This window comes from Paenibacillus azoreducens (genome assembly GCF_021654775.1).
GTDB lineage: Bacteria > Bacillota > Bacilli > Paenibacillales > Paenibacillaceae > Paenibacillus_AQ > Paenibacillus_AQ azoreducens.
Window position 1 is genome coordinate 5,292,346 of sequence record NZ_AP025343.1, and the last position, 24,757, is coordinate 5,317,102.

General features: G+C 47.0%; 20 protein-coding genes and 1 pseudogene. 13 read left to right on the forward strand and 8 right to left on the reverse strand.

Features of this window, described 5'->3' with window-relative positions:
- Positions 1 to 383: 383 nt before the first annotated feature.
- Positions 384 to 605, reverse strand: a pseudogene (locus L6442_RS23485) (transposase); the annotation flags it as partial.
- 303 nt (positions 606 to 908) lie between these two features.
- Between L6442_RS23485 and L6442_RS23490 the strand changes: the two are divergent.
- The 3 genes from L6442_RS23490 (at position 909) to L6442_RS23500 (ending at position 3,159) form a co-directional block, all read left to right on the forward strand.
- A complete protein-coding gene (locus L6442_RS23490; protein ID WP_212979718.1) occupies positions 909 to 1,346 on the forward strand; it encodes a hypothetical protein in 438 nt (145 codons plus the stop codon).
- Between the two features lie 444 nt (positions 1,347 to 1,790).
- Positions 1,791 to 2,270 carry a hypothetical protein gene (locus tag L6442_RS23495; protein ID WP_212979719.1) on the forward strand — a complete coding sequence of 160 codons (480 nt, stop codon included), beginning with the start codon at positions 1,791 to 1,793 and terminating at the stop codon, positions 2,268 to 2,270.
- A 22-nt stretch (positions 2,271 to 2,292) separates the two neighbouring features.
- On the forward strand, positions 2,293 to 3,159 hold the full coding sequence (locus L6442_RS23500; protein WP_212979720.1) for an SDR family oxidoreductase: 867 nt from the start codon (positions 2,293 to 2,295) through the stop codon (positions 3,157 to 3,159).
- Positions 3,160 to 3,415: 256 nt separating this feature from the next.
- On the opposite strand, the gene L6442_RS23505 is transcribed toward L6442_RS23500, so the two are convergent.
- Both L6442_RS23505 and L6442_RS23510 read right to left on the reverse strand, forming a co-directional pair.
- Positions 3,416 to 4,246: a hypothetical protein gene (locus L6442_RS23505; RefSeq protein ID WP_212979721.1), complete on the reverse strand. Its 831-nt coding sequence runs from the start codon at positions 4,244 to 4,246 to the stop codon at positions 3,416 to 3,418.
- Positions 4,247 to 4,654: 408 nt separating this feature from the next.
- Complete coding sequence (locus tag L6442_RS23510; RefSeq protein ID WP_237100059.1) at positions 4,655 to 6,064, reverse strand: D-alanyl-D-alanine carboxypeptidase family protein; 1,410 nt, start codon at positions 6,062 to 6,064, stop codon at positions 4,655 to 4,657.
- Positions 6,065 to 6,800: 736 nt separating this feature from the next.
- Here L6442_RS23510 and L6442_RS23515 point away from each other — a divergent pair.
- Together L6442_RS23515 and L6442_RS23520 are read left to right on the forward strand one after the other, a co-directional pair.
- Positions 6,801 to 7,529, forward strand: coding sequence for a hypothetical protein (locus L6442_RS23515; protein WP_212979722.1), 729 nt, complete (start codon positions 6,801 to 6,803; stop codon positions 7,527 to 7,529).
- Positions 7,530 to 7,777: 248 nt separating this feature from the next.
- The gene (locus tag L6442_RS23520) at positions 7,778 to 8,554 is read left to right on the forward strand and encodes a hypothetical protein (RefSeq protein ID WP_212979723.1); all 777 of its coding nucleotides are present in this window, start codon (positions 7,778 to 7,780) and stop codon (positions 8,552 to 8,554) included.
- 121 nt (positions 8,555 to 8,675) lie between these two features.
- Here L6442_RS23520 and L6442_RS23525 read toward each other — a convergent pair whose 3' ends face one another.
- Entirely contained in the window at positions 8,676 to 11,267 is a 2,592-nt protein-coding gene (locus L6442_RS23525; RefSeq protein ID WP_212979752.1) for an adenosylcobalamin-dependent ribonucleoside-diphosphate reductase, read from the reverse strand.
- A gap of 393 nt (positions 11,268 to 11,660) precedes the next feature.
- Between L6442_RS23525 and L6442_RS23530 the strand changes: the two genes are divergently transcribed.
- The 3 genes from L6442_RS23530 to L6442_RS23540 all read left to right on the forward strand — a co-directional run bounded on the left by L6442_RS23530 (position 11,661) and on the right by L6442_RS23540 (position 15,558).
- Entirely contained in the window at positions 11,661 to 13,400 is a 1,740-nt protein-coding gene (locus L6442_RS23530; protein WP_194232735.1) for a DEAD/DEAH box helicase, read from the forward strand.
- A gap of 1 nt (position 13,401) precedes the next feature.
- Positions 13,402 to 14,340, forward strand: coding sequence for a YqhG family protein (locus L6442_RS23535; protein WP_212979724.1), 939 nt, complete (start codon positions 13,402 to 13,404; stop codon positions 14,338 to 14,340).
- 228 nt (positions 14,341 to 14,568) lie between these two features.
- Positions 14,569 to 15,558, forward strand: coding sequence for a hypothetical protein (locus L6442_RS23540; protein WP_212979725.1), 990 nt, complete (start codon positions 14,569 to 14,571; stop codon positions 15,556 to 15,558).
- 76 nt (positions 15,559 to 15,634) lie between these two features.
- Here L6442_RS23540 and L6442_RS23545 read toward each other — a convergent pair whose 3' ends face one another.
- Entirely contained in the window at positions 15,635 to 15,817 is a 183-nt protein-coding gene (locus tag L6442_RS23545) for a YqzE family protein (protein ID WP_212979726.1), read from the reverse strand.
- A 240-nt stretch (positions 15,818 to 16,057) separates the two neighbouring features.
- Between L6442_RS23545 and L6442_RS23550 the strand changes: the two genes are divergently transcribed.
- Positions 16,058 to 16,759, forward strand: a complete 702-nt coding sequence (locus L6442_RS23550) for an N-acetylmuramoyl-L-alanine amidase (protein WP_212979727.1) — start codon at positions 16,058 to 16,060, stop codon at positions 16,757 to 16,759.
- Here the strand turns inward: L6442_RS23550 and L6442_RS23555 are convergent.
- The gene (locus L6442_RS23555; RefSeq protein WP_212979728.1) at positions 16,734 to 17,639 is read right to left on the reverse strand and encodes a divergent polysaccharide deacetylase family protein; all 906 of its coding nucleotides are present in this window, start codon (positions 17,637 to 17,639) and stop codon (positions 16,734 to 16,736) included. The two genes, L6442_RS23550 and L6442_RS23555, sit on opposite strands and share 26 nt — an antisense overlap.
- A gap of 235 nt (positions 17,640 to 17,874) precedes the next feature.
- Here L6442_RS23555 and L6442_RS23560 point away from each other — a divergent pair, with 235 nt between their 5' ends.
- The 3 genes from L6442_RS23560 to L6442_RS23570 are packed head-to-tail and all read left to right on the forward strand — an operon-like array spanning position 17,875 to position 20,329.
- Positions 17,875 to 18,255, forward strand: a complete 381-nt coding sequence (locus L6442_RS23560) for a BlaI/MecI/CopY family transcriptional regulator (RefSeq protein ID WP_212979729.1) — start codon at positions 17,875 to 17,877, stop codon at positions 18,253 to 18,255.
- Positions 18,252 to 19,712, forward strand: coding sequence for a M56 family metallopeptidase (locus L6442_RS23565; protein ID WP_212979730.1), 1,461 nt, complete (start codon positions 18,252 to 18,254; stop codon positions 19,710 to 19,712). Before L6442_RS23560 ends, L6442_RS23565 begins: the two co-directional genes overlap by 4 nt.
- 29 nt (positions 19,713 to 19,741) lie before the next feature.
- Positions 19,742 to 20,329, forward strand: coding sequence for a stalk domain-containing protein (locus tag L6442_RS23570; protein ID WP_212979731.1), 588 nt, complete (start codon positions 19,742 to 19,744; stop codon positions 20,327 to 20,329).
- A 169-nt stretch (positions 20,330 to 20,498) separates the two neighbouring features.
- Here L6442_RS23570 and L6442_RS23575 read toward each other — a convergent pair whose 3' ends face one another.
- Positions 20,499 to 21,482 (reverse strand): Gfo/Idh/MocA family protein, encoded by a 984-nt coding sequence (locus L6442_RS23575; RefSeq protein WP_212979732.1) that lies wholly within the window; start codon positions 21,480 to 21,482, stop codon positions 20,499 to 20,501.
- A gap of 18 nt (positions 21,483 to 21,500) precedes the next feature.
- On the reverse strand, positions 21,501 to 22,526 hold the full coding sequence (locus L6442_RS23580) for a Gfo/Idh/MocA family protein (protein WP_212979733.1): 1,026 nt from the start codon (positions 22,524 to 22,526) through the stop codon (positions 21,501 to 21,503).
- Between the two features lie 419 nt (positions 22,527 to 22,945).
- On the opposite strand from L6442_RS23580, the gene L6442_RS23585 reads away from it, so the two are divergent.
- Positions 22,946 to 24,652, forward strand: coding sequence for a peptide ABC transporter substrate-binding protein (locus L6442_RS23585; protein WP_212979734.1), 1,707 nt, complete (start codon positions 22,946 to 22,948; stop codon positions 24,650 to 24,652).
- Positions 24,653 to 24,757 lie beyond the last annotated feature (105 nt).

Sequence of the window (24,757 nt, forward strand, 5' to 3'; positions counted from 1 at the left end):
AATAAAAAGGAAATAAACTAGCTGCGGTTACAACTGAAGCAAAATGCTGAAAACCTGGATAGGCGAAAGAAAATTCTGAGCAGGCAGCTTTGATAGATCAGCTGCGCGAGAATAAGGAGAACGTGTCATGGAAGTGAGAAAGAATCTGAAACAGTGCCAGGCTTGCTCTGATTATGAAGGTGAAACTGATTCTTATTCAACGTTCGACATCCAGGAGCATCGCGTCTCCTACGCTCCGTTCTAATGTCCCGAAAGGTTTGCTTTATGATGAATGGTTACTCCATGATACGTAAATGGCAAGATCCAGTTTACAAAACCGTAAGTTTTTTTTGAGTAATTACACTAACCATCCATATAGAATAATTGTTTATATATAAGAGTTGTCAAGCTAAGAGCGACAACTCGGCCATGAAAGATTCGTAAGCAGACTTCCAGCCCAGACATTTATGAAGACGGTTTTTGAAGAGATGAACGGCATGAAGTAGTTCTTCATCTGTAACTTCTGCAAAATCGTACCCTTTGGGGAAAAATTCCCTAAGAAGTCCGTTACCGTTTTCGTTGAAACTTTGTTGCCAAGAAGAGCAGGGATCTGCGAAATAGACCTCTCATTATGAATATGTTCTAAGTCCGGAAACAAGCGGACTCATTCCCTCAACTCTGCGTCTTTCCGCAATTTTGTTTAGGCGACAAGGTTTGGCTCAGCTTCATTTCCAACTCTTGGGCAATCTCTCGGGTTGACACAAAACTCACATGAGCCTTTTGTTTTTAGTTGTCGTACCAAACGTAATTTTTCCAACAATAATAATTTCATGAATAAATAGAAATAATTACCCATGTAGATAAAAAAATATATTGTATTATATTAGTATAAATTGAAAAAATATATAAAAGAGAGGAAGGGCGTTTTTATGAAAAAAATTCTAGGTCTTGGTTTGTCGGCATTGTTACTCCTGGCAGCTAATCCAGTTAGTGCACAGAGTAACAGTGTCGGTACTTCCAATATCCAAGTAGTAAAAAGTGATGATACTGATGGTCCTATCATCACTCCTTTCGATGTCCAATTGATCCCACCCACTTCTTACACCGGATATGCAGGTTATGAGAAATCATTTACTATGGATCCGGGGAATGGAAGAGAGGCTAATGTTTGGGTTTATAACAAAAGTAGTGCGCCGATTTATATGAAGATATATAAAAATGGAGTAGAGCAAACTGAAGTTACTTATGAATCTGGCCAACAAAAAACTGTTTCAATTTATACAGCGGTAAGAAATGATTATAAAATTTATATTTTCAGTAAAACCGGTCATAAATTAGATATTGATCTTAGTGCAAGACAGTTTTAAGTTGAGTATCGGAACCGACATCTTAATGATATTGGTTCTTTTTGCTTATTGGGGTAACGGTCCCCCTATATAACCTTGGGGGTACCGCCAGGGTAGTACCAGCGAAGCTGACACCACCCGCAAAGTAGATGTTAAAATTTGTAAATACTCACTGTAATCCGCTTAATCAACAAGTGCATCAACGTTTTCCGCTGTTCAAACGGTGCGGTGGTTAGTATTTGATAAAATCCCTGAAGCAAGTTCCGTAACAGCAGCAAAAAAAAAGTTGTTGACATAAAAATAGTTAGGTGCCATACTATATTTACGGCCTACGATAGCAACGTTGATATCGGGTGATCGTTTGCAGGGAAGGAATTAACTTGATGTGTGTAGCATCGACTTGTGAAAGGTCTTTTTTTTACACACATATAGTTAGGTTCCTAATCATTTGAAAGGAGCAGCTAGATGAATAAGACAAAATACTCGGATACGACAGGCGGTTCTTACAGTACGAGCCCTGTTCCTCCCGGCAACAAGGCATTTGTGTTATGGCGGGAAGTGTTGATGGCTTTTATCTCCCCTACCGTTATGGCAGGCATTGGCGGATTGGTTACTGGGGATAAGATTCTTATGATGAGAGCATTAACCACGATTGGTGGAATATCCGGTTTGTTTGCTTTATTGATTGGCCTATGGTTGCGGGCAAAAGGGCAGCAAAAACGCTGGCTGGTGCGCACTCCACAATTGATCGTGGTCGTGTTGTTCGCGCTTGGCGGGTGCATGTTAGGCTTCCTGTCCGCTTTTGCAACAACCAGTGTCCTGACATTGGTCAATCCGACTGAATATTCGGCTTGGTCAGGTCATATCTGGACTGATTTTCCGCTGTCAGCAACGATTGCGAGTACAATCATAAGCTGGCGCTGGCGTTCATCAATTAAAAAATAGATCGATTTGGAGGAATGATGAAATGATAGCAATAATCGGAGCAACAGGAACGATTGGAAATGCGCTTGTGGAACGTTTGATCAAGCTGGATGTGCCCGCGCGGGCGCTGAGCAGAAAACCTGAGAAACTGGAAGCCAAGATCAAGGAACTGGGCGGCTCCAAAGTGGAGGCCGTTATGGCCGATGCATCCGACCCTTCGTCGCTATATGGCGCTTTTAATGGAGCAGATCAGCTTTTTCTTGCCATGGGCAATAGTCCTAACCAAGTTGAAATAGAGACATCGATTATTCATACAGCTGCCCAAGCCGGTATTAAGCATATCGTCAAAATTTCAAGTCCTGCTTTTGAAGAGCGATCTCCTGTAGCCGTAGCCGGTTGGCACTGGAAAATTGAACAGGTATTGGCCGAATCAGGTTTGACTTATACCGTATTGCGCCCTTATGCTTTTATGCAAAATCTGCTGCGTCTTATACCTACAGTTACGGCACAAAGTATGTTTTTCGGATCGATGGGCAGTTCCCCATGTAATTTTATTGATTGCCGGGATATCGCGGATGTTGCCGCCGAAGTGTTGACTGACCGCGAGAAAGCCGGACAGATTTACACTTTGACGGGCTCCGAAACATTCAGTTATCCGCAGATCGCGGATAAATTATCTATGTTGCTGGACAGAAACATTCAATATATCAATTTGGAACCCGAAGTTCAACGCAGCAACTTGATCGAGCATGCACAGATGCCGCCTTGGCTGGCAGATCACGTTGTAGAAATCCAGACGATGGCCACGGTGGTGCCGGAGAGACCTACGGATACGGTCAAACGATTGCTCGGCAGAGATCCGCGAACGCTAGATGCATTTCTGCAGGAGCATATTGAACTTTTTAGGTAAAAGCATTTAATGGCGACCAGTACGTGTCAAAAGACGGTAACCAATCTTTGATATAATGAATTCGAACTACCAAGATCCCCTGTTCCTTTAAATAAGAACAGGGGTTTTTGACGCTCCGAGAAGGATGCATAAATCCCATTCCTCCAATCGGGCCTAAACGAGGAACGCATGCATCCACATCATAACGGCCGCTATCAAGTTTGTGGCAGCAAGCCGGGAGGACGTAGCCCATGCGATTTTTCAAATGGAAAACGTACTACGTAAATGTGTTAAGTAAAGACGGCCATACAGATATTTTCTCATGACAGGACGGGCATAATGTTTCTCCCGCTAAATAATGCAGATGCCTGGCTAATGACTGCTCCCCAATCGCTTCTGCCCGCTCCGCTATCATTCGTATTTCTTCATCTGCAAATGACGCTGCCGGAAAGATGACTTGTGATTCCTGGCCCGTGTGAAAGACGGGATCATGTTCATATGCTTGAAGGATTTCTGGATTTTGTTCGTTAGGCCATATGAATACGTCTTCCTCACAAGCCGGACACACGGCCACATACTCATCGCCGTTAATAAACGTCAGCAGCATGTTGGCAAGGACATACGAACCCCGATAAGCAGCATCAGCAACAAGAATATAACGTTTCTCCGTCTCATCGGCGCAATGGTAGGCCGTATAGGCGAATACTTCCTTTGTAAGCGCCTTGATCCTGCCAATTTCCTCGATATATTCCCAATACAATTCAGTACATACGGAGCTCCCTGCTTCTTCAACCAGCTCGGCCCAAGATTCTGGAAATGGCGCCTCATCGCGCCCATCACGGCTTGCCTCGATGATGCCGCAATTTATAAACAGCTCTTTGCGCACTTCTGCATCAGATGTAGAACATGCTATTTGTGCCAAAAACGGCATCGCCGCGTATGTAACCGGATATATCGTATTTTGATGGAACAAATGCTCCTGAAAGAGTTCGTCAAAAACCTCCTGGCTATATTGCCGCATTAGCTGCTGCAATAACACAGGCACGTTTTCTGAAGAACCATACGGTCCCGTCAGCTTCCTCCATATATTGCTATTCGGCTTAAGCAAGCTCTCCCTCCGTTCTTGAAGGATGATCATGCAGGATAGAGCAATAGTGATGCACTATCATTATGAAGCTTCATTTTCATTTTACTTCTTCAGAGCATGTTCGATCCGCTTATCCGGCAAGAACCAGATCACGGCAACAAGTACAAAAAAAGAAGCCGGATATCCAAGGGCTTACATATGCGGTCAAGGCTGCGAGAGCAAGGGAGATAATTTCCCCTCCAATCTTTCCCCACCGCCAGAACGCCATCGCTGAACGCTTCCATCCGATTCACTTTCATAATGTTTCACCTTTTTTCGCTTCTCGCACTCTATTCACCTTTTCGACACCAGTAACTTCGCATAAAACCCTTCATCTTGTCAAGCAAAGCTTTCGCGAAATGTAGTAAAAAGGAAGAACGCCATTATCTATTAGAACAAATGCTTGATGCCGTCGAATAAATTACCGAAAAAATGGCCGATAGAACGAAGCAGCAAAATGAACCAACCCGCTTTCTCGACTTTTTGTTCGGAGATCAGGTTCACGGTTTGCTTTTGGACCGAACTCATACCCTCGACATGGTAAGTGAACGTTGCGGTTCCGGCTTTTGCGCCTGGTTCGACTGGAGCGGTGAGGCCATCGCGGTTAAGATTGACCGAGACAGTAGGCTTTAATAATCCGCCTGCTTTTGGAACAACAAAGTTAACCGCGCTTTCAGTCACCAGCGGGACTTCCGTTTCTTTCCCATCAATGACGGGAGATGTTTCCGCACCGGTCACTTTGCTGCCAGCGGCGACCATCTGCTTCACTTTAAAGTTATCGAATCCGTAATCGAGCACCTTCTTCGTTTCTTTAAAGCGGCCGCCCATCGATTTGGTGCCCATGACGACGCTGATCAGGCGCATTCCGTTGCGCTCTGCGGTACCGGCAAAGCAGTAACCTGCATCCTGGGTATATCCTGTCTTTAAGCCGTCAAGTCCTTCATAAGCGTATTGCTTTAAGTTCGGAATCTTTTTATTGGCTTCCAGCATCCAGTCCGAGTTAACGATAGCATCTTTATCTGTCTTACGGAACTTGTAGAACTGAATGGATGAAAAATCAGCGAAATTAGGATCATCATTGATAATATATTTAGCCAGCGTCGCTACGTCCTTGGCGGACATCAGTGTTTCACCTTCTCCTTCAGGACGAAAACCCTCCGGCATGTCTGCCCTGTTAAGACCTGTGGAGTTAATAAAATGGGTCTTTGTCATTCCCATACGCTTGGCTTCCTCGTTCATCAACTTTACGAAGTTCAGTTCGGAACCGGCCACGTATTCCGCAAGCGCGACCGTAGCGTCATTGGCGGAACCCACCGCCATCGCGGTATACAACTCTTTGACAGTGTGCGTATCTCCTTCTGCCAGAAATATACGGGAACCAATGCTTTTGGAGGCATTTTCACTGACGGTAACGACGTCATTCCAGGATATCTTTCCTTTTTTGACTTTATCCGCGACAATGTACTCCGTCATCATCTTGGTCATGCTCGCTGGAGCGAAAGCCTCGTCGGCGTTAATGGACAAGAGGATCTCTCCTGTTGTCGGCTCAATCAGCACGGCCGATTTAACGTTAAGATGGATTGAATCAGCAGAAGGCACTTTGGCTGTTTTTGTTGTCGCCGCCGTATCTGAAGTTCCTGCAGCTGCAGCCGTCCGGATTGGCGCGTCGGCCGCCAAAGCGGATACCGGCATCACGGACGAACAGAGAATACTTGTAACGATTATGGCCGCTATACGTTCCTTAAACTTGGATTTCCCGCTGTTGGCAAGGTATTTAAATCGATGATTATATTTTTTCATTTATGATGCTCCTTTCTAAACTTCCGCAGTACTTTTGGCGTTGTGGGCGATCATCATCTTGGCACCTCCCTTTTATAACACCCGCTAACATTTATAAAACTTACAGTAAAAATAATAGAGTTAAATGACAAACAGATTACAATTCGGGTTACAATTCTGCTATGCAAAATTGAACACAATTCAAGATTTGTTCACAATTAACTCCCTCTTTCCGTGGATGCGATTGTTAGAAAAGCAAATAAAACTCCGTACTGAATCCATATGTTCAGCAGAAGTTTCAAAATATAAGAAAATTTTCGCTTGAGGTCTTCACCGCAGTAACGGAAAGCTTGCCGGCATATTTCTGCTCATTATCTTCCAGTATCGGTTCGCAATGCTTGCAGAGCGTTCACAATTCCGCCCAAAATTACACCAAAACAGCCTGCTCATCGGATACAAATTTGTCATAAGTGTTACTGTTTATTTCGGCCAATCGCCATTTTTACTACCAACGCAAATTCAAAAACTCAACTTGTTACATCATCACTATTATTTCATTTTCGGTACCGCAAAAAAATGTCGGTTTACCGCAATACGTTTTTCGTTCAATTACAAATATTAGTAGTTTAATATAAAAATAGAATTAATGTAAATGATATTGCTAATTGTTAAAAATAATTGGAGGTGACTTTTGTTTACAATTAGATCATCTGAAGTTGGAAAGCAGCCGTAAAAATTAATAAAAGGAGAGTCTGATATGAAAAAGCTATTTTCTTTTGTCTTGTGCTTTGGTCTTATCTTCAGCCTTAATCTTGGTGGGGTTAAAGCGTCAGCTAATGAGGTATCTCCAGATGAATTTTTAATACGTGCAGGTATGCCACAAGCTCAAGTTGATTCTTTAGATCATGATATCAAATTGTTCATGGTTAATGATATGAAAAATAATGCTGATGTATCTACGCTAGAATATATTGAATCCTCTGATATGATAACTTCTAAAGTAAATCAAGTTTTTTCCGAGATTACTTTTGATGCATCTGCATTTAAATCCGGTGATACAATATATATATATCCAACGTATGAGTTTACTGCAGATAAAAAACCTGCTGGTAATGACAGTTTTTCATTTCAACTTGGGGATGCGATGAAACCGTATGAATATGGTGGGCAAGTATGGTATAAGGATTATACAATGTCTAATTGGGCTGTTGGCGGCAGTATGACAGCAAATACACAACAATTTAATGGAGCAGAATATTCAGGCAGTCAACTCGGTTCACCTGATTGGAGCATGAAAATGAAAGGAGCTGCATATTGCCACGCCAAAGTTGGTTCAGGTACAGATAAAAGAATAATCATGAGTTATATGTATAATCCAAATAAATATTCTTATACTATTTCATTTACTGCAGGAGCTATAGGCATAACATATAATTCATCAAATACAATTTATACAAATGCTAAAACTGCAATTTTGAGTTATTAATTCCTTCGCAACATGAAAGCGATAGAAGTCTCTTCCTCATACATCCAGTAATTCAAAATAGTGTTTCCAGAGCAATATTTAGTTGGTCAACTGGCTATTGTTGATTTATAATTGTGAAGGCACCTCTTCTGTGTGGTAATAACCTTTGGCTTCTTACCATATGAAGAGGTGTTCTCCTTTTTGTTAATAACAAATACATAACATATATGGGCACGTTACAATATTTTTTGAAAAGGAGGAGTTTTAATGTGAAATGCATTGCTATGTTTTTGTCATGGAAACAAGGATTAAAGATCAATTTATTTAAATTGTATATTATGACATTTTTTCTGATTCTTTTAACGAATACAGCAGTTATGCAGGTATACGCCGAACCATATGCAAAAATTAATGATAAATTGGCAATAGATAAAATATTGCGCGATTATATAAACAGCACTACCAAAGATAATACCAGTTTTATTGATTCTACCTTTAATGTGAATTCAGTACAAATTTCCAACCCTAAAAGCGGCTTTAAAAAAAATATTGATGATAAGATAAAATATTCTATTTATACATTTAAAAATGTCGATAATAATGAACCAATTTATGATACTTATATAGATTATTATTTTACCGATAAAATGATAGTTAAGAACAACGACAAATTAACGGTGGAAGTAAGCGACTTTTTAAGACCCATAAGTCCTATAGATTCCAAGATGTATACAAAGTCGAATATCAATGATGAATGGAAATGGTTAAAATCGCCACAGCCAGTGATGACAACTCTCCAAAGCTTTACTCTTGAAGGTGACGAGCTGACCAATCACGACAATTTTACTCGTGTCATTATTCATTTTTCCTCTTACTCGAATGATCATTCAAAAGAGAATTCTCTTCCAAATTATTTTTTACAATACACACACGATACAAGCACTTATATTACATTTCCACTGATATATGTAATGGTGTCATTGCTAATCATCCTACTGCTTGCTTATCTTTTCATAAAAAGATTACGCTCCAGATCTTCAAGGTAAGTTTAATGCCCCCACCAGCCTAAGCTAGTGGGGGCATGTCATTTAAATCATTTCCAGATGCATTAAAATGAGCTGCATCGATCAAGCACCCGGATAGAATCCCATTTCCCGCTTTCCTGCCTTACGAACACTTGCTGTACCCGCAATTCCCGCAGGTTTTGCAGCCTTCGATATTGATCAGCGTCGCCGATCCGCAGGATGGGCACAGATCGCGGGAAGCTTCCGGATCACGGTAGCGGTTATCCGCAGCGATGTCATGATCTGCCGTCTCCTGAGCCAGCGTAGCGGCTACCGGAGCCGGATCATGGTCATCCCCGAAGTCGGATTGCAGATGAATTTCAAGCGCTTTGGCAACGGCGTCGGCGATGGACTCGACGCGGTTAGGACCAAAGCCGATGGCTCCGGAACCGCCGATACCCTTCAAATGCTTGATCAACAATTCGGCTTTTTGGCCATGATCCCCGTAACGAAGGAACAGTGAGCAGACGCGCCCAAGCGCTTCCGCCATCGCAAATACGTCGGAGCCGGCTTTGCCCACGTTCAGGAAAATCTCACTTGGAATGCCGTTGAGATCGTTAATCGTGATATAAGCCATGCCAAACGGCGTGTTGATCTTGTACGTTGCCCCGCGCAGCACCTGCGGGCGGCGTTTGTACTGATTATCGACAACCTTGCCGCCGGATACGCCTGCAGGGGCGATAGACTGCGTCGCAACGCTGGTTTCTCCCGTGCTGGCCGCTTCATCCGCAGCCGCGGTTTGTTTTTCGTCCTGCTTCTTATCTTCTTTATTCTCCGTTTGCAATACCTGTACGTCGCGGCTGCCGTCACGGTAGATCGTCACGCCTTTGCAGCCCAGATCGAAGGCCAGCTCATACAAACGTTTCGTATCTTCCACCGTGAAGTCCGAAGGGCAATTCGCCGTTTTCGAGATGGAGCTGTCCACCCAGCGCTGGATCGCCGCCTGCGCCCGGATATGATCCTCTGCGGACAAATCCATCGCCGTTACGAAATAATCCGGAAGCTGCTCGCCCGGATGCGCATCCAGCCAATTTTGGGCGATCGGTACAAATTGTTCGTCAAAGCCGAGACGGCTTTGGCGGAAATATTTGAACGCGAAATACGGTTCGATGCCTGTCGATGTCCCGACCATGGTCCCTGTGCTTCCGGTCGGAGCTTGCGTAATGATGGTTACGTTGCGGATGCCGTTTTCCCGGATCGCCGCTCCTACCTCCGGATATACCTCGGTCATATTTTTCATAAAGCCGCTTTGCAAATAAAGCTCGGCGTCAAGGGCCTGGAAGGAACCTTTTTCCTTGGCGATTTCAGTGGATGCCAAATAAGCTTCGCGGGCGATAAATCCGTACAGTTTGTCCAGGAATTCCAGTGATTCCGGGCTGCCGTAGCGGACTTTCAGTTTGATCATCAGCTCTGCAAGCCCCATCGTGCCGAGACCGACGCGGCGTTCGTTCTTCTGGTTTTTTTCGTTTTCTTCAAAATGATACGGCGTCTTGGCAATGACATTATCCAGGAATCGTACAGAATAATGCGTAGTCAACGCCAAATCGTCCCATGCTACGTCCTGCTTGTCTTCGTCATAAAACTTCGAAAGGTTGATCGCCGACAGATTGCACACGCCCCATGCAGGCAGCCCCTGCTCGCCGCACGGATTGGTGCAGATGATCGGGTTGAAATACCAGCTGTTGGACATTTGGTTGTAATATTCCATAAATACAACGCCTGGTTCTGCGGATTTCCATGCCGATTCGATAATGGTATGCCAGATTTCACGCGCTTTGACCGTGCGGTAGTGGATTACGGCGCGGCCTTCCTTTTTCCATTTATCGAGATCGCCGTCCCAGATTTCATCGTAATTCGGCTCGTTCGTGTCCGGGAAAACAAGCTCCCAATCCAGATCCTCCTTGACCGCCTTCATAAAATCATTGCTTACGCAAACGGAAAGGTTCGCGTTCGTAACTTGTCCCATCGTTTGCTTGACGGTGATGAAATCCAGCACATCCGGGTGCCAGTCATTAATCATCAGCATAAGCGCGCCCCGGCGGCTTCCGCCCTGCTCAATCAGGCCGGTCGTATAGCTGAACAATCCTCCCCAGGAAACGGCTCCGCTGGAAGAACCGTTAACTCCCTTGACGATCGCTCTGCGCGGACGCAAAGAAGACAGATTGATCCCGACACCGCCGCCGCGAGCCATAATTTCCGTCATTTCGGACAGGGTAGCCATGATGCCTCCACGGCTGTCTTTCGGCGATGGAATGACATAGCAGTTAAACAGCGTCAGCTCATCGCTGGCGCCTGCCCCCGCCGCAATCCGGCCGCCCGGAACCAGCTTCCAATCATCCAGTACCGAGCGGAATTTCTCCCGCCATTCCTCCTGCAGCTCCGGCGTTTCTTCTACGGAGGCCATCGCTCCGGCCAGGCGGTCCCACATCTCCTCCGGTGTTTTTTCAATGTTCAGCGTTAACCGTTCCACATCCGATTCCACAAGTTCGCCGCGGCGGGTTTTAACCGTCACTTTATTGCCGTCCCGGTTTACGATCTCGCCAACTTCTTTGGTCGGAAATTTCGGATCGTCTTTGGTCAGCACCAATACGACATCCCCAACCTTGGCATGACTGGAATCCGCATCTTTCCACGCATACCGGTCCAAAAAGATTTTTTCGCTTAATCCCTCAAGTTTCTGCTTTCGTTCGTTCATGCTCAAACATTAAACCTCCCATGAAATTTGCTTAAATCCACCCTAATTTATCGTTTTCTCATCTGATGATCCGTTAGTCATATATAAGGCGCCACTTCCTGAAACAAAGCCCATACGCACCATATATTGTGCACATTGCTAATTATACAATACCATATGTTGTGACTCTACAGAGTACATCTGAGAATTTCAAGGCTGAACAGTCCTCTTCGCCGGACAAACTCTCCTTTTCTGCTTTTATCTCACTTTTTTGATTTTTTGTCTATGAATCTGATCATGAAAACATCCATCGCCTAATTTAACCCCTGTTCTTTCCCGCCCTGTTATGAACTCTTTCGTTTACGTGCATACTACACATACGTAGGTATACGACGAAGAGAAGGAGGTACGGATATGAACAATTCCCCAACCCCCAGCGGGCAGGCGCTTGATCTTCCGGTTCCTCTGCATATCGACCGCAGCTGGCTTGAGGAGCTGAGCAGCCGGTTGGACAAAGGCGGACCCTGGGGAGACTGGAAGCTGGCGCAGCTGGCCATTCAAGGCGAAGAAGCCCGTCTGGTTACCAGTTTCGACGAACTTCAGTGCCTCAAGCATTTGTACGGCCTTTCCCCGCTCCCCCATCAGGTGGACACGGCGCGCAGGGTGCTGTTTGAAATGTCCGGCAGAGCGATTTTGGCCGATGAGGTCGGACTTGGCAAAACCATCGAGGCAGGCCTGATTTTAAAAGAATATATCATTCGCGGCCTCGTATCCAAAGTATTGATTCTCGTGCCGGCTTCTCTAGTGCTGCAGTGGGTGCGCGAGCTAAACAGCAAATTCGGCATTCCCGCCGTTGCCCAAAAAAAAGCCTACACCTGGCATTCCGATATTGTCGTCGCTTCGATCGATACGGCGAAACGCGACCCGCACAAGGATTTTCTGCTGGAACAGGAATATGACATGCTGATCATCGATGAAGCCCATAAACTGAAAAACAAAAAAACGACAAACTATCAATTCATCCAAAAGCTGCGGAAGAAATACTGCCTGCTCTTGACGGCAACTCCGGTGCAAAATGACATGACCGAGCTGTTTAATCTGATCACCTTGCTCAAACCCGGACAGCTAGGCCGCCAAGGAGACTTTGCCACCAATTTCGTAGTCGGAAAAAGACAGCCGAAAAATCAGGAACAGCTTAAAGACGAACTGGCCAAAGTAATGATCCGCAATCGCCGCGGCGAAGGCCCGGTTCATTTTACAAAACGCCATGTAAGCAATGTCAGTCTGCAGCTGTCGCCTGAGGAGCAGGCGCTGTATGACGGCGTGACGAACTTCGTGAAGGAACAATACCAGGCCTCCGGCGGCAATCTAAGCAGCATGCTGTCGCTTGTTACCTTGCAGCGGGAAGTATGCAGCAGCCGTGACGCCGTATTTCTGACGCTTGTGAATCTCTCCAAAAAAATTCCGGACGAGTCGCCGCTTACAGCCAAGGTCTGGGAACTGGTAAATGCGATTAAAGCAATCCAAGCCAATACCAAAGCCGAAAAAACGATCGAACTGATCCGGCAGATGGACGATAAGGTGATCGTGTTCACCGAATACCGCGCCACCCAGGAATATTTGCTGCAATATTTTCAGAAGCACGGCCTCATTTGCGTACCCTACCGGGGAGGCATGAACCGCGGCAAAAAGGACTGGATGATGGATTTATTCAAAGGGCGCGCCCAAGTCATGATCGCCACCGAAGCCGGCGGCGAAGGCATTAATCTGCAATTTTGCCACCATATGATCAATTTCGACCTGCCATGGAACCCTATGCGGGTAGAGCAGCGGATCGGACGGGTGCATCGCCTTGGACAGCAAAACGACGTAAAAATCTACAATCTGTCCACCACCGGTACCATCGAAGAGCATATTCTGCATCTGCTGCATGAAAAAATCAATATGTTCGAAATGGTCATCGGCGGCCTCGATGTCATTCTCGAACGTTTTGAAAAAAAGGAATCTTTCGAAAAAAGCTTGTACAAGCTGTTTCTGGAATCTGAGTCCAACGAGGAAATCCGGCAAAAGGTCGACACGCTCGGACAAACCCTCGGTCAAATCAAACAGCAGGTGGATTACGAATCGGAAAACATAAAAGAGGAGGAAGCATAACATGGCCTTGTCGACGCAGCAGGTCCGGGAGCATATGCTGACTTATCTTGAGGGTACGGGATGCCAGATCATCGAGACATCGCCGCATCATGTGACGGTCAAACTGTCCCCGCAAGCGGACAGACAGTTGACCAACCGGCCCTATTACTGGGGATTCGTCGACCGGACCGGCGCGGAAGCCGAGACACTCTCCTTCACGTTTGTATTCGACCCGGAGCAATACGACCAAAACGAGCAGAAAAGAGCAGCCGATCCCGCGGACAAGCTTCTTTCACGGTATTACGGCGCAGCACCGGTGCTGCCTCAGATCGGGCCGGGACGTATTCAGCGCGAGGACGTAACCTACGGCAGCAGCAGACTGCAGCAAATCTGGAATGCCGCGCGCCAGGAAGGCTTCTGCCTGTATCTGTTCGAACAGCCGCCTTCGCTTCAGCGTGAAACGCTGTTTTCCGCGGCGTACGAACCATGGCTCGGAGTTTGTTTCAAGGCGGAAATGTCCTGCGACGTCAAAAAGGAAGAACTGCATTTTATCGGCATATCGCTTGTCACCGGGCAGATCATTACCCCTTTTCCTGACAGGTTAAGAGGCGTGACCCTCAGCCCCCGCCTGCCTGAAAACATTCATATCCGGCCTGCCTCCATCTCGCTTTCCCAGGCTGCCGGTTCGCTTGAGTCCTATTTGATCCGCAGACTCGCGGAAATGGATTACGGCTGGGCGGAGCAAGCCAGAGAACGCCTGAAAGAGGAGCTTGCGGTCATCGACATATATTATGAGGATCTGCTCAAAGAACCTGATGAAGAAAAGCTGGTCTCTATCCGCGAACAATACGCCAGCAGACGGAGCGAAACGACATGGCAATACGAACCCAAGGTCCATTTGTCCGCCATAACTTGCGGTCTGTTTCATTTGCGGTCCACCTGGCGCGGGTCAAAAAAATAACAGACCCGTTTGATTCGCCCAAATCACGTACAATCAGGCATTTTCCGGGCAGATCCGATCCGCCATTTTTTTGATTGCGCCCCGCTAGAGGCATTTAGACTTCCCTCGCTAAAAGAAGGCAAAAATAGAACCGTGCAAACGAATGGGCGGGCGACAACTTGCAACAGCCTTTTTATGGCTTGTCCCATACAATTAGGAAAACAATGGTAAATAGGAAAGGTGAATGAAATGAACAAGACACTTCTCTCCTTGACCAAAAAAGCGGCAGCCCTGCTTCTTATTGTCCAATGCCTGATGCCAGCAGGAGCATTACATGCCAAAACATCCGCAAATACCAAGGCAGACAAACCAGGCGTTTCGATAAATACAGCTACTTTAAAAAATATGGTTTTCAGCCGGCAGCTCGCAGCCATTCCGTCTTCTCTGCAAAGCTTCACGAAAGACGTGGTGAATGAACTGTCCTTACAGGAATCTTTCGGACAATGGAAAAATGCAAGCATCTCCTATCAGCCGCTTGGTCCGGGTACGCACAGTTGGCTGGCTACGGTCAGCCAAAACGGCAAGCCGATCGGCTACCTGATTTTGACCTCAACCGATGATGGAAATTACATGCTGAGCGAATACGGCCGGGATGAATCCATGCCTTATAATACGCAGGCGCTGTACAGCCGATTAAAGCAGCTTGGCATTCTGCAAGCCGGTTCCAAGCTGCCGGCAGGGGTAAGCATCGAAGCGCGGTATTCCGCTTTGCTTCCGGTATGGGAAATTTCCCAACCGGGCAAAAAGGCGATCTACCTACACGGCATCACTGCCGAAGAACTGCCGCTTCAAACCGCGAGTGATGCCAAGGCCGCCGGCGGTTTAACGCCGCATCCGGGCATCCGTGTCGCCGGTACGATGATCCCCGTCCCGCAGCGGATTACCGATCCTTATGACAATCTGATGTGGCTTGCCTCACCCAAGTTATCCTTGAAACAAAACGGCGATCTGATGCAAGCCGTAACTAAGGGAAGGAACAGCCTTGTGTTCACATCCCCGGGACGCAACGCCGATTATGGCGCGCCATTTGCTATTACCGGTATCCATGCCTGGTCTGCCGACGGCAGTGAAAGCGAAATTTTGTACGCTGCTTCCGGTAAAAACGGCAGCCGCTTTTTGCCCGCATCCGAGCTCATCGGACACGGCGAGTTTCACAGCCTGAACTTATCCCAAATCTAAACACATATGCATGAGATGTTTCTAACCAACTCAAAAGACGCCCCGACCGATTGCCGGCCAAGGCGTCTTTTGCCTATTATTTTTGTTTTTTTCTTGAGGACTGCCGCTTCATCAGCGTTAACCCAAGCGGAATCATGCCAAACCATTTTTCCGACCATGGTTCCTTCGCTTTGTTCCTCCGCCGCTCTTCCTTGGGAGTTTCCATAAATGTTACGACGCGTTCCGTAATGTATTTAACAAGTTCGTCTCCGTTAGCCATTCACATTTACGCCCCTTCCGTATCTGTGATAGCAATAGCTTGCGCAAATCTGCAGCGTTTTAAACAGATCTTGTTTGAGACCGGAATGGAACTTTCAGGGGAAACATCATATCCGGATTCACTTTCGGTTTTATATGCATTTTTTTCCGTTATTTGCGCATTCTAACTATTGAGCATAACTTTATGGGACGGTTGGCTGTTTATTATGAACTTCAATTCCTGAAAGGGTGGCCTTGATATATGAACAAGTTTTCAAAGTTGTTGTTTTCCTCATTAATTACCGCTTCCCTGACCATTGCTTCTCCCCTGCAAGTCATGTCTTTGGCTGCTCCGGAGGAAGTCAAGGAACATCCTGCATTTCCACGCGACGTCATTATTATCGATGCCGGTCACGGCGGTGTTGACGGAGGTACTTCTTTTCAAAACATTTTGGAAAAGGACATCACTCTCGCCATCTCGCAAAAAGTTTTCATGCTTCTGCGCAGCAAAGGATATCATGCCATTCTTAACCGGACTGGCGATTATGCACTCAGCGACGACAATCACTGGCTGAAAAGCAGATCCAGACATCAAAAAGATTTGGCCCAGCGCAAAGAGCTGAGCCAGCAAATTCCAACACTCGTAGTCGTCAGTTTACATGTGAACTGGTCGCGTAATACCGCCAATCGCGGAGGTCTTGTCTTGTTTCAGAAAGAAGGACGGAGCGTCATGCTTGCCTTGGCTATTCAGGAGCAGCTTGATCAGCTGTACGGGCTCAAAGGTTCTATCAAGCATGGCCGGCCGTTTTATCTGCTCAATCAGGTAGCCGATCCTGCCGTGATCGTGGAAACCGGATTTCTGAGCAATGCCGAAGACCGGGCCATGCTGACAGATCGGAGGGGTCAGCTCAAAATCGCCAAGGCCATCGTAAACGGCATCAATTATTATTTGACGGCAATATAGGCACAGGCTGCCAGCCCCAGATATCCCGGACCATATCGCTGATGCCGACAAAGGTCACGCGCCCCTGCATGCTGGCAATACTCTTCTTCAGCGCTTCGGCCGTTTTTTTGCCCTGAGTCCCCACATGGCCGATGGTCACGCAATGATCATGTTTTTGGGCAAACTCCTCGACAGCCCTCAGTTGTTTGCTGATATGGCTTATCGTATGCTGATCGTCCAGGAAAATGTGGTTCGTAACAGGAGGCATGCCCATATTTACGGCGAGCTTGCCGACTATGGAATGGTAATTCGTTTTGCTGTCGACAAAAAACAGGCCCCTCTCCTGGCAAACTTTGAGAACTACGGACATAATCCGCTCATCGCCGGTTATTTTCGAGCCCATGTGATTGTTCATGCCAACGGCATAAGGAACATTGTCGATGGCTTCCTCCACTTTCCGGCGCACCTCTTCGTCGCTCATTTTCGACGTAATTGCGCCGGGGCCAAGCCATTTCGGGTTGCTGTGCTTTGGTTCCATCGGCATGTGGACAATGACATCGTAACCTTTTTTATGCGCTTTCTCGGCATCGCTTTGGGTTGTCGGGAGGAATGGCATAATGGCAACCGTCAGCTTGATCGGCATCGAAAGCATCTCTTCCGTTCCGCCCTGCCCGTTTCCAAAATCATCAATGATAATGGCTACCTTTTTTTCTTTTGTCGCAGCCGCTTGCGGATTCTGCTGAATTTCCCGCTTTCTCTCTTCAGGCGTAATCACGCTTTCACTATGCGTGGATGATGATTGTTCCGCAGACACAGGTAACGTCGGTATGATCCCGAGAAGCAAAGCCAGTCCTGCCGCCTTTACGCAATTAGGCCATTTATTTTTTTTCCAAAATTTCAAGACCTTCTTCCTCCTTCTTATTACGACGTGGTCTTTACCTCATTGTTTGAGAAAGCAGGAGGAAATATGTATTCATTTTTATCAAAGCAAAAGCCTGTAGAAATTCAGTCTCCAGCCATTATTTTGATAACAAAACTTGCCTGAAAGAAAAACTTTAAGGATTGACAACTGCGACAAGTTGTCGTATATTTTCATTGCGACAAGTTGTCGCAGTAATGATTGGAGATGCGTGCCAATGAAAAATCTAGGAAAACTGTCCGAAACAGAAATGGAGATCATGGAGGTGATATGGAAATCGGCTGCTCCCGTAACCGTTGCACAGCTTTTGAATATCTTCGACAACAAAGACTGGAAAACTTCGACTGTGTCGACCATACTGAAACGGCTGATTGAAAAAGGATTTCTGGCCAAATCTATGCACGGCAAGGTGAATTTTTACGAACCTACTTTGACATGGAGCGAATACAAGAAGTACGAGAACCAAACTTTTCTTCGCCGCCTATACAATGGCAAGATCAAAAACTTTATCGCTACATTGGTTGAAGATGATGACCTCAGTCAAGATGACATTGAGGAGTTAAAAGAGTGGTTCCATCGGAAGGATGGTGAGAGATGACGGTTTTTGCCTTGTCTCTCATCATGGCGTCATTCGTCGGGACGATCATTTGGATCGTGCAAACCAGTGTAAAGCCAATCACGCAAAAACTGTTTTCGCAAACATGGCACTATTACACCAGTTTTATTCCTGTGTTTTTTCTGCTTGGCGGTTCTGCGATCATCAATAGGCTCGGCCCGCTTATCTGTTCTATTTTGACCGATAGCAGTACAAGCCCGCCGGCGGGAAAGATGACGGAACCATTTATACACGTCCTGCCAATCGAACAAACAGCAAGTCATCGCTCATTTCTTAATCAACCGTTTATCAGTTTGTCGCGGCTGGAAAATCTTCAAGAAATCGTATTAACCGCCATCCTGATTTGGGCAGCGGGAACCATTGTCTTTATTGCCGTGAATGTAAAAAACTATCGGACTTTTAAGCGGTCGATCTTGCAAAACAGCCGCGTATGTGAGACGGTTGACTGCCCCGTCAAGGTAATCGTCAGCAGTCATGCAACAACACCCATGGTCATGGGGTTGTGGAAACCTTTTGTTGTTTTGCCGGATACCCCTTTGGACGAAAAAGAGCTCGACATGATAATCTCTCACGAGCTCGTTCATTTAAAGCGCGGCGATCTGGTGATGAAACTGATCATACTGGTTGTTAACGCGATTCACTGGTTTAATCCGGCGGCCTATGTTCTCAACAAACAGTTGAATACGCTTTGTGAACTCTCCTGCGACGAAAAAGTCGTTCGGGACATGGATATGGAAAGCCGCAGATTATACGGTGAAACACTGTTAAAAATGCTGGAGTATGGCGTTATGAAGAGAAATGTGGTTTGCACCAGCAGCTTATGCACTCCGAAAAAAAACATGAAAAGGAGACTCGTAAACCTGATGGGTGTGAAGAAACTGAATAAGTTTATTATCATGATGTCTCTTGTCTCAACAATCTCAATGGTTGGAATCGGCGGACTTGTTGCGTCTGCAGCCGAATCGGCAGTGCCGCCCAAAATCCCGACTGATAAAAAACCTCAGGGCCGCAATGTTTACGTTCAAATGGCGGACGGAACGGTCCTCTATTACGATAAAGATGGAAATGTAACCGAGGCGCCCGAAATGAGAAAAAGTTTAACGCCGCCGGATTATACAACTGAGGAAGTTGTAGAAATTATGAAACAATTGATTAACGATCATTCTTCCGTACCTTACAATTCTTCCATACCTATAGAACTTTTCATACCTCAACATTTTGTCGATCAACTGCCGCAAAAATATTTGGACGAGATCAATAAGACTTATGGCTTGGAACTTAAAAAGACGGAAAGTTTCACCACCGAGGAGATTGTAGCGCTTACGAAAAAAGGAATTGAGAAAAACACCGTACCTCAAGCCTATGTCGACGCACTCCCGCAAAAAGAATTGGATGCGATCAACAAGACTTACGGCTGGGAACTGAAAAAGTCAAATTAAGAATCAGACATATCTGGGAGATGATGATTTTGTTGCAAACAAAATGGAAACTTGCGACGATATTCACCCTGCTTCTTATCCTGTTGATCGGAAATACGGCATATGCAAGGAATCCGGATGATAATTTCTTTTGGTCGGATGTTGTTCCCATGCCTTCCTGTTCCACAAGCCCAAGCCGAGACGGCGGTTTGGTCATCGATGGAAAGAAAGTAAAAGTAGAACTTCCCACTTGTGAAGAAGCGAAGAAAAACCGTGTCATAGTCCTCGTAAATGGGCAATATCTGCATACCGTATTCGGAAGCGGAGCGGAGCCGTTTATCGAGAATGGTTGGACCATGATTCCTTTAAAAGCACTGGCGGACGCATTCGGGTTTGAAGTTGGATGGGAACAAAGCCAAGAGAAAATTACGCTGAAGAAAGATAACAAAAATATCATTATGCATATTGGAAAATCCGAGATGCTTGTCGACGGCAAAAACGTAAATCTCGGCAAGGCTGCGCCTACGATTAAAAACAATGTGACCTTCCTGCCTGTCAGACAGCTTGCTGAAATTCTTGGCGTTAAAGTCGACTGGAATGGAAACACAAGAACCGCAACGTTTACGGATTCTAAATAGTTATTGCACGAATTGTTCACCTCTGCCCCGGACAATCCGATTTTCAGGGTAGAGTTCTTGAATCAAACAATATACGTATGCAGAATATTCCATGAGGAAGGCTGTGATCCACTCCTTATATCGCTAACAGGGTGGCTCACAGCCAAAAATCTATCTGTCCTCATTTTTATTATCTTAGCACGACTGTCTGCTTTTGCTCGGATGCCTGATAAGCCGCCAGCGCCACCTCAGTTGCCCGCAAACCGTCGAGACCTGTTGCTAGTGTGCCTTTTCCGCTGCGGATACTTTCGATGAAATCCTGCATAAGTCCCGCGTCCATGTTGTCCCCCCAAGGGTCCCATTTCACCCCATCAGCTTCGCTGTATACATTCACTTTCTGCCCGAATGCGTCCACATGCAGAACACCGTCCGTCCCTATGATTTCCATGGTCACATCGCCCCAGGTCGGATAAATTTTCGTGCGCGACCAACTGCAATCGATCGTAGCAAAGACGCCGTTGTCAAACTCCAAGGTCACGATACCGCAATCATCAATCGGGTCGTCGGAAAAACGGCTGTCATATTCCGCATATACTTCTTGAACCTCAGCCCCCATCAACCACCTCATCACATCGACCAGATGCACGGTATGATCCATCACCGCTCCTCCGCCGGATAATGAGGGATCCGTGAACCAGCCGCCCGGAATATACCCGTGGTTGGTGCCTTTAATCGCGAGGATGGCGCCGATTTGACCGGAATCGATCGCCTTCTTTGCAGCTGCGACCGGGGTGCAGAATCGAACCGGAAAAGCCGTACGGAGATAGACGTCATTCTTTTCACATACTTCGATCATCTCCTGCATGTCCTTCAGGTTGGTGGCCAGCGGCTTTTCGCACAGCACATGTTTGCCTGCGCGAGCCGCGGCTAGAACATGCTCATGATGCTTCACGTTTTCCGATGTCACGACGACGGCATCTACATCCTGTTCCAGCAGCTGCTGATAGTCCGAAAACAAAGGGATATTGAGCTGTTTGAAATGCTCGGCCCACTGTTCCCTTCTTGCCCGATCCTCATCGGCGACACCAACGATCTGCACATCCTTCATATCAAGCATAACCTCGATATATGTAAGCGCATGCATATGCGCCAAACTGATAATACCAATTTTCATGGATCGTCCCTCCCCTGTTTAATTGCTCAACGCCGGCAGCGCATGTTCGCCCAAAGTCACCGGTTGCCCTGTTTCCATGGATTGAATCGCGGCAAGCACGATTTCGACTGCTTTGTAGCCATCCTCAGCCGTTACCTTCGGTGTGGAGCCGTCTTCAAGGCACCCGATAAAATGCTGCAATTCACGGGCATAAGGGGTTTGCACGAGCGGACTTTCCGGCACATAGACACCCGTTGCAGTCACCGCCGCCTGGCGCCGGGTCAAGGCAAACGACGTATCCTTGTTGCTGTCAAAATCAATGATTCCGCCCGAACCCGCAAACTCATATTTAGTCGTGAAGCCTTCATGCGCCCAAGAACCCTCTACGTGTGCGATCACGCCGTTCTTAAAGCGGAGCGTGACAAGCCCATAATCCATCCTGCCGTTGGCGTGTTTTGTCCGCCCATGCAAACTTTTGGCATAAACACGTTCCACATCGCCGAAGCACCAGCGAAGGAAATCGATATCGTGGATGGACAAGTCCATGACTACGCCGCCGCTCTGTGCAAAATCCGCATACCAATCATTCCACCCGATCGGCATCTGGCCGGCCCGCGTCATGCGGACAACCCCCACTTGTCCGATCGCCCCGTTGTCCAGATGGGATTTTGCTTTTTCGTATTCCGGAAAAAACCGCACGACATGTCCGACAAACAATTGAACCTGCCGGGATTCGCAATATTCGATCATTTCCCTGGCATCCTTTAAATTTCCGGCAAGCGGCTTTTCGCAAATGACATGTTTTCCTTGTTCCGCTGCTTTCAGCACAAATTCCTTATGCAGAAAAGTAGGCACGCAAACGTCTACGATATCGACACGCTCCAACGACTGAAGAGCTTCCTCGATAGTGGCAAACGCCCGGGCGCCGGCATGCTGCGCAAGCTGCTCTGCCTTATCCAGCTGAATATCGACGATACCGACGAGTTTGGCCTGGTCAAGACCAAGGTAAGAAAAGGTATGGGCGCCTCCCATCGTGCCGGCACCAATCAATAAAATATGCTGCACTCGTCATTCCTCCTTGTTATAAGTCGTTACTGCTTTATTTATTGGTTATTGGCCCATCCGTCCAATCGCTTCATGCTCTTCGACAAGCTCAGTGCTTATTCCTGCCGATCTTTTCAATATCAGCTTCGAAAGCGGAGTGTTCGAAGGACGCAAAACAGACCGGACTCTTCCGCCTTCGCTTTTTGGGCGTGCTCTTCCCCGGCATGAAGCGAAAGACCCTCTTCCGCCAACCTTTTTTAAGCATGACAAAAGCACCTTCCATGACACCCCTCAGGAAAATTTATCGCGAATGGGAATAAACAGAGACGAGTTGGCATGTTTATAGAATGATAGGGTTCACACCGATGGCGGCCTCTCTTTTCGTTTCATCGTTTTGCCGCCGGTCAGGTGAACCACTATATCAAAGAGAGGGGTACGCTATGCGAAAGAAACGCAAATCCATACTGGCCGTGCTAATCATATTGGCTGTAAGCGCTATTATGAGCGCTTGCGGTAGCAGCGGCCAAGACGCCAAATCTTCTGCGCCTCCGAAGGCGAACAACGAAAAACCCGCTGATCCGGCGCCTGGGGGCAAAACCGAAAAACCGAAGGAGCAGGTCTTCCGCTTCAATCTGCATTCGAATCCGCCGACGCTCGATCCCGGTCTGGCGCAAGACACCGTAGCGTTCGCCGTGCTCAACGGACTGTTCGAAGGTTTGACGCGGAGCAACGACAAGGGCGAAATCGTCCCGGGCACTGCCGAGAAATGGGAAGTTTCCCCGGATGGGACCAAGTACACCTTCCATTTGCGGAAAGACGCGAAATGGTCGAACGGAGATCCCGTGACTGCGGGTGACTTCGAGTTCTCGTGGAAGCGGGTACTTGATCCGAAAACTCAACCGGCACCGCCGTACGCCTATCAGTTGTACTATATCAAGGGTGCCGAAGCATACAACACCAAGAAGAACGCCGACCCGAATTCGGTCGCCGTCAAGGCCGTGGACGCCAACACGCTTGAGGTTGAATTGGAACACTCCACACCGTATTTTTTAAGCCTTCTTTCATTCCAGACCTTTTTCCCGGTACATTCCTCCGTTAAAGACAATCCCAAGTGGGCGGCCGAAGCGAGCACCATTATTTCCAACGGTCCTTTCAAAATCAGCGAATGGAAGCAGCAAAGCTCGCTTGAGATGGTGAAGAATGAGCATTACTACGCTAAGGACGACATCAAATTCACCAAAGTTCAGATGACAATGGTAGACGATTCCGGCTCGGAGCTGAACATGTATGAGACCGACCAGCTTGATTTCGCCGGCATGCCGACCGGACGCATTCCAAACGAGCAGATTCCGGTCTTGAAGCAGACGAAGCCGGATGAACTGGAGATTAAGGGCATTGCCTCCAGCTACTACTACTTGTTCAACAATAAGCAGAAACCGTTCAATAATGTCAATATCCGCAAAGCACTGGCGATGGCGATCGACCGCCAGTTGATCGTCGATAAGGTGACTCTCGGCGGACAGCTGCCGGCGTTTGGCATCGTCCCTCCGGGAATCGCAGGGGAGAAAGGCGAATTCCGCTCCGAACACAAGGACGATTATTTCAAGGAAAATGTAGAGGAAGCGAAGGCGCTGCTGCAGAAAGGACTCGGCGAGTTGGGACTGTCCTCCATGCCTGAGTTTACCATCGCCTACAATACCGATGAAAGCCACAAAAAGGTGGCCGAAGCCGTCGCTGACATGTGGAGCAAAAATCTCGGCATCAAAGTGAAAATCGAAAACCAGGAATGGGGCGTCTTCCTAAAGAACCGCACCGCGCTCAACTACCAGATGGCCCGGGCCGGATGGCAGACCGACTACAACGACCCGATGTCCTTCATCGATCTGTACATGACCGGCAGTGGCAACAATGATATCGGATACAGCAATCCGGAATACGACAAGCTCGTTCACGAGGCAAAGCAATCGCTTGACAACAAGCAGCGGATGGAATTGATGGCGAAAGCGGAGCGCATGTTGATCGAGCAGGATCAAGCCATTCTTCCGCTGTACTACTATACAAACGTGGCGATGAAGAAACCGAATCTCAAAAACGTGTTTGTCGACTATCAAGGCATGATCAACTACAGCCGGGGTTACTTCGAATAACAATGTGCTTACACGCATGATTGACAGGAAGTTTTAACCGGGATGCACTCGGCTTCATTGCCGGTGCGTCCCTCTTCTTCATATCCATGAAAGAAATAACTTGAC

Excerpts from the sequence above, each read along its gene's own strand:
- L6442_RS23490 (WP_212979718.1), top strand. The coding sequence starts at position 909 with ATGAAAAAAATTCTAGGTCTTGGTTTGTCGGCATTGTTACTCCTGGCA.
- L6442_RS23495 (WP_212979719.1), top strand. The coding sequence starts at position 1,791 with ATGAATAAGACAAAATACTCGGATACGACAGGCGGTTCTTACAGTACG.
- L6442_RS23500 (WP_212979720.1), top strand. The coding sequence starts at position 2,293 with ATGATAGCAATAATCGGAGCAACAGGAACGATTGGAAATGCGCTTGTG.
- L6442_RS23510 (WP_237100059.1), bottom strand. The coding sequence starts at position 6,064 with ATGAAAAAATATAATCATCGATTTAAATACCTTGCCAACAGCGGGAAA.
- L6442_RS23515 (WP_212979722.1), top strand. The coding sequence starts at position 6,801 with ATGAAAAAGCTATTTTCTTTTGTCTTGTGCTTTGGTCTTATCTTCAGC.
- L6442_RS23525 (WP_212979752.1), bottom strand. The coding sequence starts at position 11,267 with ATGAACGAACGAAAGCAGAAACTTGAGGGATTAAGCGAAAAAATCTTT.
- L6442_RS23530 (WP_194232735.1), top strand. The coding sequence starts at position 11,661 with ATGAACAATTCCCCAACCCCCAGCGGGCAGGCGCTTGATCTTCCGGTT.
- L6442_RS23535 (WP_212979724.1), top strand. The coding sequence starts at position 13,402 with ATGGCCTTGTCGACGCAGCAGGTCCGGGAGCATATGCTGACTTATCTT.
- L6442_RS23540 (WP_212979725.1), top strand. The coding sequence starts at position 14,569 with ATGAACAAGACACTTCTCTCCTTGACCAAAAAAGCGGCAGCCCTGCTT.
- L6442_RS23545 (WP_212979726.1), bottom strand. The coding sequence starts at position 15,817 with ATGGCTAACGGAGACGAACTTGTTAAATACATTACGGAACGCGTCGTA.
- L6442_RS23550 (WP_212979727.1), top strand. The coding sequence starts at position 16,058 with ATGAACAAGTTTTCAAAGTTGTTGTTTTCCTCATTAATTACCGCTTCC.
- L6442_RS23560 (WP_212979729.1), top strand. The coding sequence starts at position 17,875 with ATGAAAAATCTAGGAAAACTGTCCGAAACAGAAATGGAGATCATGGAG.
- L6442_RS23565 (WP_212979730.1), top strand. The coding sequence starts at position 18,252 with ATGACGGTTTTTGCCTTGTCTCTCATCATGGCGTCATTCGTCGGGACG.
- L6442_RS23575 (WP_212979732.1), bottom strand. The coding sequence starts at position 21,482 with ATGAAAATTGGTATTATCAGTTTGGCGCATATGCATGCGCTTACATAT.
- L6442_RS23585 (WP_212979734.1), top strand. The coding sequence starts at position 22,946 with ATGCGAAAGAAACGCAAATCCATACTGGCCGTGCTAATCATATTGGCT.